At 52.0% G+C, this 14523-nt stretch carries 11 protein-coding genes; 6 read left to right on the top strand and 5 right to left on the bottom strand.

Going from position 1 to position 14523, the window contains the following annotated elements:
• The first annotated feature begins 18 nt into the window (after nucleotides 1–18).
• Nucleotides 19–2115, top strand: coding sequence for a fused MFS/spermidine synthase (locus tag AB1L42_RS15625; protein WP_367057629.1), 2097 nt, complete (start codon nucleotides 19–21; stop codon nucleotides 2113–2115).
• Nucleotides 2116–2205: 90 nt separating this feature from the next.
• On the opposite strand, the gene AB1L42_RS15620 is transcribed toward AB1L42_RS15625, so the two are convergent.
• Nucleotides 2206–3393: a cupin domain-containing protein gene (locus AB1L42_RS15620; protein ID WP_367057626.1), complete on the bottom strand. Its 1188-nt coding sequence runs from the start codon at nucleotides 3391–3393 to the stop codon at nucleotides 2206–2208.
• A 194-nt stretch (nucleotides 3394–3587) separates the two neighbouring features.
• Between AB1L42_RS15620 and AB1L42_RS15615 the strand changes: the two genes are divergently transcribed.
• The 4 genes from AB1L42_RS15615 (at nucleotide 3588) to AB1L42_RS15600 (ending at nucleotide 8375) form a co-directional block, all read left to right on the top strand.
• On the top strand, nucleotides 3588–5078 hold the full coding sequence (locus tag AB1L42_RS15615) for a PLP-dependent aminotransferase family protein (protein ID WP_367057623.1): 1491 nt from the start codon (nucleotides 3588–3590) through the stop codon (nucleotides 5076–5078).
• Between the two features lie 305 nt (nucleotides 5079–5383).
• On the top strand, nucleotides 5384–5779 hold the full coding sequence (locus tag AB1L42_RS15610; protein ID WP_367057620.1) for a DNA adenine methylase: 396 nt from the start codon (nucleotides 5384–5386) through the stop codon (nucleotides 5777–5779).
• Between the two features lie 57 nt (nucleotides 5780–5836).
• Complete coding sequence (locus AB1L42_RS15605) at nucleotides 5837–6016, top strand: hypothetical protein (protein WP_367057617.1); 180 nt, start codon at nucleotides 5837–5839, stop codon at nucleotides 6014–6016.
• A gap of 706 nt (nucleotides 6017–6722) precedes the next feature.
• Nucleotides 6723–8375: a serine hydrolase gene (locus AB1L42_RS15600; protein WP_367057614.1), complete on the top strand. Its 1653-nt coding sequence runs from the start codon at nucleotides 6723–6725 to the stop codon at nucleotides 8373–8375.
• Between the two features lie 176 nt (nucleotides 8376–8551).
• Here AB1L42_RS15600 and AB1L42_RS15595 read toward each other — a convergent pair whose 3' ends face one another.
• Nucleotides 8552–8962 (bottom strand): ASCH domain-containing protein, encoded by a 411-nt coding sequence (locus AB1L42_RS15595; protein WP_367057611.1) that lies wholly within the window; start codon nucleotides 8960–8962, stop codon nucleotides 8552–8554.
• Between the two features lie 478 nt (nucleotides 8963–9440).
• Between AB1L42_RS15595 and AB1L42_RS15590 the strand changes: the two genes are divergently transcribed.
• The gene (locus AB1L42_RS15590) at nucleotides 9441–9575 is read left to right on the top strand and encodes a hypothetical protein (RefSeq protein ID WP_367057608.1); all 135 of its coding nucleotides are present in this window, start codon (nucleotides 9441–9443) and stop codon (nucleotides 9573–9575) included.
• A gap of 141 nt (nucleotides 9576–9716) precedes the next feature.
• Here AB1L42_RS15590 and AB1L42_RS15585 read toward each other — a convergent pair whose 3' ends face one another.
• The 3 genes from AB1L42_RS15585 to AB1L42_RS15575 form a co-directional block, all read right to left on the bottom strand.
• A complete protein-coding gene (locus tag AB1L42_RS15585; protein ID WP_367057605.1) occupies nucleotides 9717–11624 on the bottom strand; it encodes a PQQ-binding-like beta-propeller repeat protein in 1908 nt (635 codons plus the stop codon).
• A 199-nt stretch (nucleotides 11625–11823) separates the two neighbouring features.
• Nucleotides 11824–13107, bottom strand: coding sequence for a PQQ-binding-like beta-propeller repeat protein (locus AB1L42_RS15580; RefSeq protein WP_367057602.1), 1284 nt, complete (start codon nucleotides 13105–13107; stop codon nucleotides 11824–11826).
• On the bottom strand, nucleotides 13104–14489 hold the full coding sequence (locus AB1L42_RS15575) for a PQQ-binding-like beta-propeller repeat protein (RefSeq protein WP_367057599.1): 1386 nt from the start codon (nucleotides 14487–14489) through the stop codon (nucleotides 13104–13106). The genes AB1L42_RS15580 and AB1L42_RS15575 overlap by 4 nt, the downstream gene beginning before the upstream one ends.
• Nucleotides 14490–14523 lie beyond the last annotated feature (34 nt).

Here is a 14523-nt window from a genome sequence, read left to right as displayed (position 1 = left end):
TAGTGTATTGTCACCGAGATGAAACAACGCCTGATTTCAGTCTTATTCGCTGTCTCCGTGTTCGTGAGCGCGTTTCTGTTGTTTCAAGTTCAGCCGTTAATCAGCAAGGCAATTCTGCCCTGGTTCGGCGGCACACCGAACGTGTGGACGACCTGTCTTCTGTTCTTTCAGACGGTTCTTTTCGGCGGGTATGTTTATGCCCATCTTCTCACCGATCGACTTCGACCCAAGTGGCAGGCAGTTGTTCATATCGTCTTGCTCACTTCAGCTGTCATACTGATTCAAATTGTTCCGAACGACTCGTGGAAGCCAGTCGGCGGTGACTCGCCAGTACTTCGAATTCTGGGCGTTCTTCTCGTGACGGTTGGACTTCCATACTTTGTGCTGTCAACGACAGGCCCACTGCTTCAAGCCTGGTTCGGCCGAACATTTCCGGGCCGTTCACCCTATCGTTTGTATGCACTTTCAAACTTCGGTTCCTTGCTCGCACTGTTGAGCTACCCGTTCGTCTTCGAACCCGTGATCGGAATGGGACAACAGGCAGCCTTGTGGACGATTGCATTCATGGGACTGGCAGTCCTTTGCGGGCTTTGTGCGATCACTTCGGCATCCGCCCAGTTTCCAGTCAACGATGATGAGAAGAGTCCAGCGGAACCGAACACGAGCGAAGGAGAAAGCGGCACGGATGAAGTTGTCGCGTCTCGCTGGTGGCAATGGTTTGGGCTTTCGATGATCGCTTCGGTGATGCTCTTGGCGACGACAAATCAGGTCTGCCAGGATGTGGCTGTGATCCCGTTCCTGTGGGTGGTTCCGCTGTCGCTGTACCTTCTGACGTTTATCCTCTGCTTCGAAAGCGAGAACTGGTACTCACGGTTGTGGTACGGCCTGGGAGGAGCATTCTGTGTCGCTATGGTCACGTATCTGATGACATTTCCAGCAGCCCTCAGCTTCGCCAGCCAGATCTTCGTTTACTTCGCTGGCTTGTTTGCCGTCTGTATGGTCTGCCACGGAGAGCTCGCTCGGCTCAAACCAGAACCGAAACGACTGACAGCTTTCTACCTGACGATGGCAGCTGGCGGAGCGTGCGGTGGATTGTTCGTCGGTGTTCTCGCTCCGATGATCTTCCCGTTGTATCTGGAAATGCACTTCGGACTTGTCATCTGCTGTGTTCTCACAATGGCTGTCTACTTTCATGAGAATAGCCGTCGAGAAGAAGGCGACCAGATGCCTGTTTGGGGACACCTCGGCGGATTCGTGGTCATCATCGGAGTCGCTATCATCCTGCAATCACAGGCGAGTGCGGTCATCCGCGATGCTGTTGAGATCGAACGCAACTTCTACGGCGTTCTAAGAATCGAAGATGCCTATGATGTCGACGCTTCCGCGGAAACTTTGAATCTCAGACATGGCCGCATCCTGCATGGTGTCCAATTTAAAGACCCGCAAAAGCGAATGATTCCCACAACCTACTACGGGGAGAACTCGGGGGTCGGCCGAACAATGAATGCTCTCCATGAACATCGTGAGCAGTTGAAGATCGGCGTTGTGGGGCTAGGAGTTGGGACACTGTCGACTTATGGTCAGGAAGGAGACTTGTTCCGCTATTATGAAATTAACGACGCAGTCGTCAGAATCGCACAAGACAAGTTTTCTTTCTTAAGTCAAACCCCGTCGCAGTCAGAAATGATCATTGGCGATGCTCGGTTGATGCTCGAACAGGAACCAGATCAGAAGTATGACTTACTGGTTCTCGACGCGTTTTCTGGTGACTCCGTTCCGACGCATCTGCTGACGAAAGAGGCAGCTGCGGTGTATCGTCGGCACTTGGCACCGAACGGCGTTCTGGCGATTCACATCTCAAATCTGCACTTCGACCTCAAGCCTGTTGCAGCAGCCATCGCTGAAGAAGTCGGGCTCGACTTCCGTATTGCACGCGGCGGGTTTCAGGATGAAACAGCTGAAGTCCCGAACTTGTGGCTGATTGCCAGCGATGACTCTGCAATTCTCTCAGATCCGAATCTGATGGAATTGGTGAAGCCGTCGCCAGAGGAACGAGTTCTCTGGACGGACGACTTCAGCAATCTGTTCACCGTGCTGCACAAGAAACTCTTTTAGTTCGACTTGCAGAAGAATTCGATTGAAGGCCAGATACAATGAGGGACGTTAAACGATTCAACGCCCCTAACTGTTTATAGATTTGCCTTCCTACTCGACAGTGGCATCCTGGTAATCCTGCAAGCGCTCTAGATACAAGAACTGTTCGACGTAATCGCGATGCTCCTTGTCGGTCAATTCTTGAAGCAGTTCCAAAGCGGAGATATAGCTGGCCAGATTGCCGTTGGAAGACAGCATCTTTCCGTCTCTGACGAAGCTGACTTTGCTGTCATCCTGAACAGACAAGTTGGGGTACGTCTGCTGGAGCAGTTCTCCTCCGCCGATGTATGTCACGATTCTGCGTCCGTCCGCAACTCCTGATGCTCCGATTAAGTGAGCGCCGGCGCAATTGCTCATGGTGTAATCAGTATTCTTTCCCTTCGTTTTCACAAACTGAACGATTCGCTCGGACGCGACAATTTGCTCCATGTCATAAGAGCTTGAGACGACGAGGACATTCAGTTCAGGGCAATCTTCAAATGTGAAATCAGGAAGCACGCGCAGCCCACTTTCCATCGGGACCGGTTGAATCGACTCAGCGACAGTGATCACATTGAACAAACGATTGCCGTCCTTGTCCGGCTTCGTGAAGACATCAATCGGAGCTGTGACTTCGGTCATCAAAACGTTGTCAAAAAGAAGAACTCCAATCGTCGGTAGTGTTTCGTCGAACTCCTGACGGTTGACGCTGTCGGCGACACTGATTGTACAGGTTTCGTTGACCCCCTCTTGGCGATCCTGCGATTGATGGCTCACTTCGCTTGAATCGACTTCTGGGATCACGAGTTGTTTAGCATCTGCGGGATGGACCATTGTGACCAAAAAACGGCATGGTCGGGTTTTATCCGGGTTCCGGGAGACGCGGTGAAGAATCATCTTTGGTTCGAAGAAAGTGTCTCCTGCCTTCAACGTCTGGACTGGGCGATCTTCAACAGCGAATTCAAGAGTCCCCTCGAGCAAGTACCCAGTGACAGACCCCGGATGTCGATGTGGCGGAGTGAATCCCATCGGCGGAACGGTGACTTCGATCAGGGAAGCTGTCATCAACTCTCCGTTCTGCAGACTCTTCAGATTGTCCGCACGCAGCACTTTTGCATGTGCACTGTGAGACTCTCCGCTTGTCGTTCTTTCCTCAGCGCTTGCAGAGCTGATTGCTAGCACAAAGACAACAAGACAGCTGAGTAGAATCTGTGAGACGGGGCATTGAAAGAATCTGACGGTCGGCTTGGGGTGTTTCATCGTGCATTCTCCATTTCGAAAGTCGTGGACGGATGGTTTTGATCTGTGCGATCGCCGTTTTGATTTCTTCTGCAACTCTCAGTGATGGGCAATCGCTTTCCTTCGTTGAGTTGCGTACGATTCTAAGAATGAACTGGACCTCTGGAAGTTCCACTCTGTCGAAAAACAATGGGTCCACTTTTGAGGCTGAGATCATGGTCAATCGCAAGCAGGAGTATTTCGAGTTTGAAGCAATTCATCTCGATGATGATTCCCAGACTCATCGCTATGTTCAACTTGAACAGCAGATTCGAAGAGCGATTGTTGATCGTCGTCTCCCTGCCGGCTCAAGAATTCCCTCGAGTCGGAATCTCGCTAAGCTTCTGAACGTCTCGCGCAACACAGTGTTGACCGCATACGACCAGTTGATTTCGGAAGGATATCTGAAATCGAGTGGGGGATCAGGAACTCGCGTTGCGACAGTGCTTCCGGAAACGTTCGAGCACAAGACCGCTAAGCTTCCAGCGAAACACTCGTCGATCGGGACTGAGGAACTTTCAAGGGTCGGAAAGACACTCGCCCAGCAAGCGGACCCCGTCGTACTCACTCCACAGAAAGTGCTCCCGTTTCTTCCCCACGTGCCAGCAGTTGACGAATTTCCGATTGATGTCTGGAACCGACTCACGAATGAACAATCTCGCTGGACACGTAAGCATCTCGTCTTATGCGAACCGATCGGATATCGTCCACTTCGCGAATCGATCGCAGAATATATGGGGCTTTCACGCGGTGTTGAGTGCTCTCCCGATCAAGTTGTGATCACTTCAAGCGCTCAACAAAGCATGATGTTGCTGGGCCAGTTGCTGCTTGATCCGGGAGATGTTGTCTGGGTGGAAGAACCTGGAAATCTCCCAGCAAACTCTGTTCTCGAACTTTCTGGTGCCAAGATCGAAGGCATTCCCGTTGACGAAGAAGGGCTCGATCTGACCGCAGCAGAGTTGAAGCGTTCCCCTCGAATGATTTGTGTTACACCGGGAGGACAGTGGCCGCTGACGATGACGATGAGCTTAAATCGCCGACTCGAACTTCTCGCACGTGCGCAGGAATCGAAGAGTTGGGTTGTAGAAGACGACTACAATGGTGAGTTTCGGTACAACGGACGTCCCCACCGGTCGCTGACAAGCCTCGATCCAACTGGAAGAACAATCTACATGGGCACCTTCAGCAAGGTTCTCTTTCCATCGATTCGAATGGCATTCCTCGTCGTTCCTCCCGCGTTGGCAGAGGCTTTCGCGATGGCAAAATGGCTACAAGACAGAGGCACATCACCGCTGCCACAAATGGTGTTGCATCGCTTCATCGAAACTGGAAACTTCGTCAAGCACCTGCGACGAATGCGAACCCTGTACGCCGAACGTCAGCGCTTCCTCTTCGAGGGCTTACAAGAACACTTCGGCAAGGACGTTGTCGTCACGCTTCCCGAATCCGGGCTGCATCTCGTCGTTTTCGGGCGAACCGAGAAAATCGAGCAGCGATTGATCGCAGCAGCTGAGCGCGCCAACGTGCGGTTTCATCTCGTCAAATTCTACGCGATTGATCCGGAATCTGATTCCTCACGCGGAATCATTCTCGGATTCGCAGCCTATGGCAAGAAACTCTCGAAACGAGCACTCCGAGATTGGGCGTCAGAATTCCACAATTGCTAGATCCATTTCGAAACAATCACCGTTCTTTGACGCATTCAAATTCCTCAGAGAGCACAGCGTTCAAATACAGAGCAAGCCGTCGCGCGACAGAAGAGGCATGACACTGGAAGACTACGAACTGAAAACACCAATCCAAGAGTCAATGCCAATCTACAACCTCACCGGCGGCAGCAATTGACGGTCCCTAACGCAAAAAATATTGACCTGTCAGAGAGGTCGCCACATTCCGCGTGTCGACGGTAGAAAGTGCGACACCATGTCGGTCAACAACCACTGTCATCGGTCTTTGCATTTGAGCAATTCACGTGTCACCTGCAGTACCTTTGCAAGTAGAAAAACTACTACGCTGTCCATTCCCGTACTTCGGTGGGAAGAGTTCGATTGTTCCGACTGTCAATGTGCGTTTTGGCGACATCACCTCATTAAGAGAACCGTTCGCTGGGGCCGCAGCACTCACACTCGCGAGAAAGCCCGTTGCTCACGAAGCTTTCAACGATGTGAATCACTGCATGGTGAACTTCTGGAGAGCGATCAAATCAGATCCCGAAGCAGTCGCAGAACACGCCCACTATCCGATTACCGAAGCGGATCTCCACGCGCGCAGCGTCTACCTGTTCCGGGGCGAAGCGGTACAACAGGCTCAGTATCGGATCACCGAAGATTTGGAGTACTTCGATGCTCGCCCGGGGGGGTATGCCTGAGGCCGTTTCTATCAGATCGAAAACGCATTCGAAAGCCTGCAGAAATCGAAATCCGCGATGCGTGGCAACGGACTCTGCGTTTCGGTCTATCGCACTCAGCGTGCTCGTCAGTTGGCCCTGATCGACTGGTTCTCGGCGTTGGCGGAACAACTCCACAATGTTCGGATCGTGGATAGGGCTGGCAGCGTCTGGACTCCTCACCCTCAGTTCTCGCACTGTAATGGAAAACCGGAATAGCTGGAGTCTTTCTGGATCCACCGTACGCCAACAGTCTGGCCCTCGTGCAGCAGTTACTGGGTCTGTCGAATGAATTCTCAGATCCCGATCGCGGCCACACAGACTGTTACCTGTACGATGATGACAAGAGCTAGGTCGATCAGCTCGTCGCCGATGTCAACCGCTGGTGCCAGCAAGCAGGCAGCAACCCCCGACTCAGAATCGCCCTCTGCGGTTATTCGGGAGAACACGACAATCTCGTGAGTGATCACGGTTGGACGAAGCACTCTCGGACAACCCACGGAGGCTGGGTCAACACCAGCAAGAATAAAGGCGCTCGTGGGAAAGATAATCGATCACGCGAAACAATCTGGTTCTCACCGAGGTGTGTTGGTGAGTAATTTGGAAGTGTTCACAAAGCTCCGCCGCTGTACTCAGCCTCGAATGCATCTAAGGTGATCCACAAGTCGTAGCGAGAGTGGAAGCTGACCAATTCCAGGCTACGCAATCGAGGAATGCCGTCGACGGAGAACTCCCAGCGGCGCGGCGGTTCGGAGCTGGTTGGTCGATGTTCGGTAACATTCGCTGTAGTTACCTTGCGCAGGATTTACTTCGAGAGCATCATGCATGTCGATTCGTTGCGACAAAGACGTACAAACAGCCAACGAATGTGAGAATTCGATCGTATTTCAGTCAAATCTGAAAACCTCCCTGTCGTGGTAGCACAATGATGAATATCCAGAACACTTGGACCTCTTTGTCTGTTTTGCAGCACATTCAAATCGCCGTTTTCGCTCTCGTGATTGGTGGAACTAGCTGTTTTGCACAACAGATTTCAAACGAGGGTCGATCTCCTCAAGTCGCTGGTCAATTGAATCCAAAATCTCCTGCCGACTTTGGAGACTTTGATGAGTTTGTAGAACGAGTCTTGACGGAGTGGAAAGTTCCGGGTGTCGCAATCGCAGTGATCGACAACGACCGGATTCTCCTGTCGAAGGGTTATGGGTTCCGAGACCTCGAACAACGTCTTCCAGTGACCTCCAAAACCCTCTTTCCAATCGCATCAATCACTAAGCCATTCACAGCTACAGCGGCTGCGATTCTCCTAGACGACAGAAAGCTTGAGTGGGATGATCGTGTGCGTGACCATCTGCAAACGTTTCGATTGTATGACGAGAATGCAGCAGCTCAGCTGACGATTCGTGACTGTTTAGCACATCGCACTGGTCTCTCAATGGCTGGGCTGCGTTGGTACGGTGTCAACGGTTGGCCTGAAGCCAATATTACCCCAGACTTTGCGTATCGGACCCTGCGATATCTTGAACCGACCGCTTCGGCACGAACAACTTACCAATACTCCAATAGCGGATATTTGATTATCGGTAGATTGATCGAAGAATTGAGTGGAGAGTCGTGGGAGGACTTCGTCAATCGTCGGTTGTTCAATCCGCTGAAGATGGATCGTACGAACTGCTCCGTGAAGGAGACCCAAGAAGACGCTGATCACGCGAAACCGTATGATCTGCAAGACGGAACAGCGGTTCGACGTCCATTTTTTCCGAGCGAAGTCGTTGCTCCCGTTGGAGGAATCAACTCTAACGTGGAAGAGATGACTCAGTTTCTCAAATTCTGTGTGGGGCAAGGCAACCTCGAGGGCAAGCAGATAGTCACCAAATCTGCCATGAAAGATTTGTTGACTCCCGAGGTGGTCATGCCGGAGTTCGACAGCTTTAAGGCAACAACTGGTTTCCAGGGCATCGGATGGCAACTGTTCCTGATTCGAGGTGAAAAGTGGGCACGCCATACTGGGAGCTTTCCCGGATTCACCGCAGTTGCCGGTTTTTGCCCCAAACGGAAGTGCGCGTACGTTGTGCTCACAAACTTGGCCTATCGTCCAACTGCAGAATTGATGGAATCAAACATTCGCAGTCGGCTGCTAGGTCGGAAGCCAGTCGATGAATTTGAAATGTACTACCAACTAGAACAGAGCAGCAATGAAAGTTACGAAGAAGCTCGTCAGCAGCGACGACCGACTCAAATCCAAAATACAAATCCAACTCATCCACTCATTGATTACGTCGGACAATACACGAACCCTGCCTATGGAGACTTCGAAATCTCACTCAACGGTGACGCTCTTCAGTGGAGTCACCACGGGTTTCAAGGTCCGCTGAGACACTATCACTACGATGTCTTCGATATGGAAGGCGATCGACTCACCAATGGAATTGTTGACGATGACATTCGACGAGAACTTGTCACGTTTCATGCCGGTTCCAGCGGTAGGTTTGACTCTCTTAGCTTACCAAGGTTTCCTATCCCGAAAGACGTCGTCTTTTCAAGATGTCAGGCTGACGACGGAGCCGAAGACAGCCGATGACTCTTCAAACGACTGTCATGGCAAGACGAAGCTTGAATATCCAATAAGGGTTATCCGAATAATTCGGTGGAGGGTCCCATCGCGAATTGCAGAGTCGTGGAGGGCTGGAATTAGAAACAACCGTTTTTCGAGGTCCGACTGCACGGGAGTTGTGTACGAATACCCAGGAGAATTCTCTATCGAAATACTTCGATCACCTCGAATCGTTCACAGACGAGCTTCATCTCAGGGTCGTAGCCTCCATTTCGTTCGAAGTATTCTCTGTGGTCTTTACGCCATCCTTCTAGATCGTCATTCTCGCCCTCAGCCAGGGCAAATTCTTCGCCCACTTCATTGAACTTCATGACCTCTATTTCCACAGTTCGAATGGCTACGGCAGGATTGCCTTCCCACGTCAAAGCGATATCGACTCTGCCGACACGAGGCAAATCTTCATTGCCTGAAGCGTAAACCCGCAACGCTTCGCATGTCGCTACTTTTTTTCCACTGACAACAAGCGAGGTCAGTTCGTCGCATAGTTTCTTGCTGTCGCCAAATCGAAACACTTCCGAGTCCGGGTATTTTGCTCTTGCTTCAGATAGGTTCATCTTCTCAACACGCTTAACTTGTTCTGCAGGAGCAGTTCAATTCACGCTCCTTCGTCGAGGCGATCGGCCACGGCCTGGAATGTTTCGATCAGATTGCCTGCATCGATCATCCGAGAACGATGACCCGACTCAATCGCCTTTTCAAGGGAATTGGCCAGGTCTCGAAGAATGTCGGCGATGCGGTGCGATTCAAATCGAGGTAAATGTGAGCATGACGCAAATGCCGATTGTGACCGTCATTTACCGGATTTCACGGCACTTTAGAACAATTCAACGAATCATCTCTGCCTCACATCAGCATGAATTCCTGATCTTGGCCTAAGCGTACTGGCTTGCATCCTGAGGGAAAACGGTAGACACCAGGAGCCGTCGTCTGTTGAACTCTTCTCCAACAGCAGAGGTTATGTGCACCTACTGTCGCTCCACTTGTCGAGGTAGATGTGTTACCGACGCAATGAACCCGACAGAGAAGATTCCAATGACCACATTTCTTGTCGCCACACTTTCCCACGACGTTCTGGTCGAAGCCGCTGATGAAGATCATGCCCGCCACTTACCAGAGATCGATCTGTGGAAATGGCACCACGAAATGATCGCTTCCCACGCTTCCTGAAAATCAAGATCACGAAAACCCCGGGAAGGCTCCCGGGGTCCTAGCGTTGGTAGGTCAGCATCGCTTTGTGATTGAACGCTTCAGTTGCGTTGTTTCGGCGAATTACTCGCGGGCTCAGATGATGAGTTCTCAAGCAATCACTTAATTCATCTCTTTAACATCGTAGCAAAGCAGTAGGCCTTGATCGCGAATGTAGAGCTTTCCATTCGCGATGACTGGGTGAGCCCACGCAGGTGACGAACTGCGGTCAGGTTGCTGGAAGCGTCCGCGCACAATGAGTTCTTTTCGTGAGGGCTCAATCAGGATGACCTCTCCCTCTTCAGCACGTAGGTAAAGCCGATTGTCAGCTAACAACAATGATCCTTTTGGAGCATCGCGCTCACGCCACAAGATGTCGCCCGTCTGGAAATCCATGCAGACCATGAAGCCACCTCCGTTTCCGCCGTTCGCCCCGTAGAGCGCCCCGTCAACGACGATCATTCCTCCATGGTGGTTCTGCATATTGCGGGAGAAATAGACTTCCTCGGCCTCAATCTTTCCATCCGTACTCTTCACCAACTTTGCTGCACCTCCGCCGTTGCCATAGGCCGATGCGGCAAAGACCACTCCGTCCTGGTAGATGGGAGTTGAGCAATTAATTCCCATTGAATTTGCAGGGGCACTGTATTGCCACAGAATCTCTCCGTCGTCTGCCGACACTCCGACGAGAGAACTGGCAGTCAGTTGGACGTATTGCCGATCACCCTCGAAATCGATCGGAATCACTGACGCATAGGCTGCTCCAGAACGCCCTTCACTTCCACGGCCCGAACCACGAGTACTTCTACCAAAACCACCTCCACCAAAGTTGAAGAATCCTGGACTGGTCGAGCCTCCCGTAAATCCAGTTTCGGCCAACCATACGTTCCCTTCGGAATCGGTGAAGGGCGTGGTCTGACCGGCTTTGATCCGAATCGTGTCGGAGTCATTCGCATCGTCTCGCTGCGGAATGATTTTGATCGCTTTGATTGCCGGGCTCTCAGTCTGCCTCGTGAATGTGATGTTAAATTCTCCGTCTTTCACTTCCACAGGCACCGCTTCGACATACGCTTTGTTAGGGCCCCCCGCTTTCTGCCAGATGTCGAAATCATTCAGTTCGGTCCCCTCGACATCCATACTAAAGACGCGTCCTCCGGCACCAGTTATGCCAGAATACGTCTCGGCGAAATACAACTTCACCACGTACTTGCCGTTAGGAACTTTGTGGGCGAATGCCGTCATTCCCCAATGCTCACTGAGAAACAACGCAGAGTCATTTGTCCCAGTCACTTGAGGTGCTCCACCGTTTGCTCCGCGAGGGCGATCGGCCATTTCTCGCTGACCGGGTCTGGATGGCCTTATCTGCTCTTCCCCATTGGCATTCAATTCAGGACGAGATCCTTCCCCCGATGATTGTGAATTGGCCGTGGCTGTCTTTGTTGTCCAAACCGTCTCACCAGTCAATTTGTTGAGTGCAACCAACAAGGCATCAGAACTCCCCGGAGTGCAGATCACCTTGTCGTCATCGATCAACGGAGATTCGCGATAGCTCCACATGGGCAGAGTACCGCCGAAGTCTTCTGTGAAATTACGCTTCCAGATGACCTCACCATCGTCAACACTCAGGCAGGCAACTGTGCCTCCCATCCCAATGACGTACATTCGGTCCCCTTCGATCGTGGGAGTACACGCGGGACCTTCGCTCGACTGAGGAGGGCCCTGTTGAACTGCATCTCCCAATGGAGTTACCCAGATTTCCTTGCCGTCTTCTTCGGACAGAGCCCAGACGATTTCTTTTCCATCTCGGTTGCTCATGCCGAAAAGCCGACCGCCAGCCACAGCTGGTGCGCTGTCACCACCGCCGAGACCATCGATTCGCCAAGCCAGGGGTGGCCCACTATCAGGCCACTCTTGCAACAGTCCCGTTTCTGTTGAGGTGGCGTTGCGATCTGGTCCCTGCCATTGCGGCCAGTCTTCAGCGGAGGCGATTGCAGCGAAACTCGCAATTGCAAAAGTCAGAAAGTATCTCATGTCTTGGTTTCCGTGAGTTGATTGAACAACCGGCCATACAAGTCTTCGTACTTGCAGGTTGGGGCCGCCTCGAAGGTTGGGAGATGAGCGTGGCGCTCGCAACCACAGCAATGAGCAGCGAGAAAACCCAAAAGAATAATGCGAAATCGGGTCTTTTCCGGGGCCACAGAATTGTTAGAAAATCAGGCGAAAGATGTTTTCACTGATCTGCTCGAACACAGAAGATGTGACTTAGACCACGGATGTAGACACGGTCGCCTACAAATGCGGGAGTCGCGTAAATAGGTTCTCCAATGTCCGATTCGCCAAGTAGCTCAAATGTTTCGCTCAATTTAAAGACCTGTGTTTTGCCTGACAGATCGCTGATGTAGACTCGATCTTCGACCACGACGGGTGAACTGTTGAATCCCTGACCGAACTCGTGTTCCCAATGTACTCTTCCAGTTGTTCCATCGAGGCAGGTCACGACCCCGAAAGCGGTAGGAACAATCAGGTACTCGCTTGCGGCGACAGGGCTTGCCGCGTCTGGTAAGTCACCTTCCCATGCCCAAACCTGCTGTGGGCCTTCGGCGTGATTTGAGACATCGAATGCTGCAGCAGCCGCACCTTCATTGGATGCAAAAACCAGTTCGCCCGATCCGGCAGCTGACGAAGCCACTTCACCGCGGAAGCATTCTACTTGCCAGAGTTGCTCTCCGTTCTTTGGATTGTAGCTGCTTAGCCATTTGCTGTCCGTGAGGATGAGTTCTGCTCTTCCGTTGTTGTCGAAGAGGATCGGTGAAGACCATGCCATCTGATCGCGCGACACACGCCAGACCGGTTCGCCTGTCTCCATCTTCAATGCAAGCAGTTCCCCGTGTTCTCGCTGGTCATACTGCACAAACAGAAGTTCATTGTTGCAGGTCAATGAAGAGGCGTGACCGTAGTGGTTGTGGGGTGCTCCCAGATGCAAGGCCCACACACGCTCTCCTGTCAGTTTCAGACAGACGAGTTCTCCGGTCGCAAAAACTGCTGCGACCAACTGACCGTTCGTTGCGACTGTGGGAGCGGCAAATCCCGTCTCACCCAACACACGTGGCAGGCTTCCATCGATTGGTGAGTCCGGCAAGTGTGAAACCTGATGCTCCCACAGCAACTCTCCGTCTTCTATATTGAAGCAGTAAATGTCGCGTGAATCTGCATCTGCTCCCGTTAAAAACAGTCGATCGTCCCAAACAACCGGCGAACTCATGCCATGTTTGGCGATCGGAGTTTGCCAGTGGATGTTCACGCTGTCTTTGACACTCCATGTCAAAGGAGGAGTGGCGTCAGTCGCGCGGCCCATTGAACCAAAACCGCGAAAACTTGGCCAGTTCTTTTGCAGTTCAGCAGTCGTTGCGGGCTTAGAATTTTCACTCCCGCCAACAGGTTCTTCAGCTGGAACTGCCCATGAAAAAACAAAGAACAGAATTTGAAAGGCGACGACTGTTGTCTTCAACATCATTTCGCAACCCTCACACACTTCATCTGACGATGGTCACGAATCAGCAGTTTCCCGTCGGACAGAGCAAGCGGAGCCCAGTTTTGAGTACTGCCGCCGATTCGTCCGGCAATTCCATTGTTGTCTCCACCTTCACCAAGCAACTCTGTAGAAGCTAGCGGCTTGAATTCGGATGGATCGGGTTCAATCAGGTACAGAGACTTTTCGCCATCTGTCGCCAGAATCAATCCGTCGACCAGTATCATGCTGCCTTTGTTAAAACTCGGTGATCGCCGAGTCTTCCATTTAATCTCCCCATCTACGCTCATGCAGACCAAACCATCTCGACGGTTGTTCGTGCCGTATTGAGCGTAGAGGTGACCGTCGTGCAGGATCGGCGGCTTCGTTTGATCGCCAAACTCTTCGGTCGTAAACAGTTCTTTCACTGCATATTGACCGTTTTGTTCCTCAATTCTCACCATAGTCGCTCCCAGCTCATATCCGCCGACGACGAGGACGCGATTCTCACCCGCATCGATCGCAGGAGCCACCGAAATGTGACAATTCCAGTTGTCGTATTCCCAAAGTTGTTCTCCCGTAAGCGGATTGAACCCGACAAATGTTCCTCGGTTGTTTTCGTCAGGGCTGCTCCTCTGGAACGGATTGGTCGAAGGGGTCACCATGACCAGATGATCGTTTCCGTCCACTTCGACGATGCTCGGACTGACGTAGCCAACATGTCCCAGCGATGGAGTCTTCCATTTGACGTCTCCAGTCATTTTGTCGTAAGCGACGACACCAGCTTGCGGTGCCTGAGAAGCAACGATCAGCAGATCACGATAGACCAACGGATTCTGAGTGATCGCCCAGATGGGAAAGCTACCCGGTTCGGACGGTCCGGGACGAAATCCCCCGCCGGTGCTCGGAGGCTTGCCTCCAAAGTCCGTCCAGACGTTGGCTTTCCAGACGGGTTGATGCGTTGTCGTATCAATGCAGTGGAGGTCGCCGTTGTGTCCGCAGGTATAGACAAATCTTCCGTCTACGGTCGGGACGCTTCGCGAGCCAGGGAACATAACCGATCCTGCAGCATTGTAAGCGTATGACCACAGTTCTTCGCCGTTAGAGAACTCAAAGCAACGCAGAATGTCTCCAACCTCATCGTCTCGGTCGAGCAAATACACTCGACCATCTTTGACAACAGGCCCACCGTACCCCTTCTCCACATCGACCGTCCAAAGCACCTCAGGTCCCGAATCGGGCCAAGAACGCAAGATTCCGGTTTCCGTGGAGGTCGAATTCCGTTGTGATCCGAGAAACTGCGACCAGTCGTCCGCGTGAGCATTAGCGACATGCAGAGAGAGTAGCGCGAACGCTGAAACGACGACGCTTCGCTTCAGAATCATCATGATTTTCCTCAAATCAATGTGTCAACGCTTGAGA

The sequence above is a fragment of the Thalassoglobus sp. JC818 genome (genome assembly GCF_040717535.1).
Lineage (GTDB): Bacteria > Planctomycetota > Planctomycetia > Planctomycetales > Planctomycetaceae > Thalassoglobus.
The sequence above is the reverse complement of the archived record's forward strand: the minus strand, read 5'-3'. Positions and strand labels throughout refer to the sequence as shown.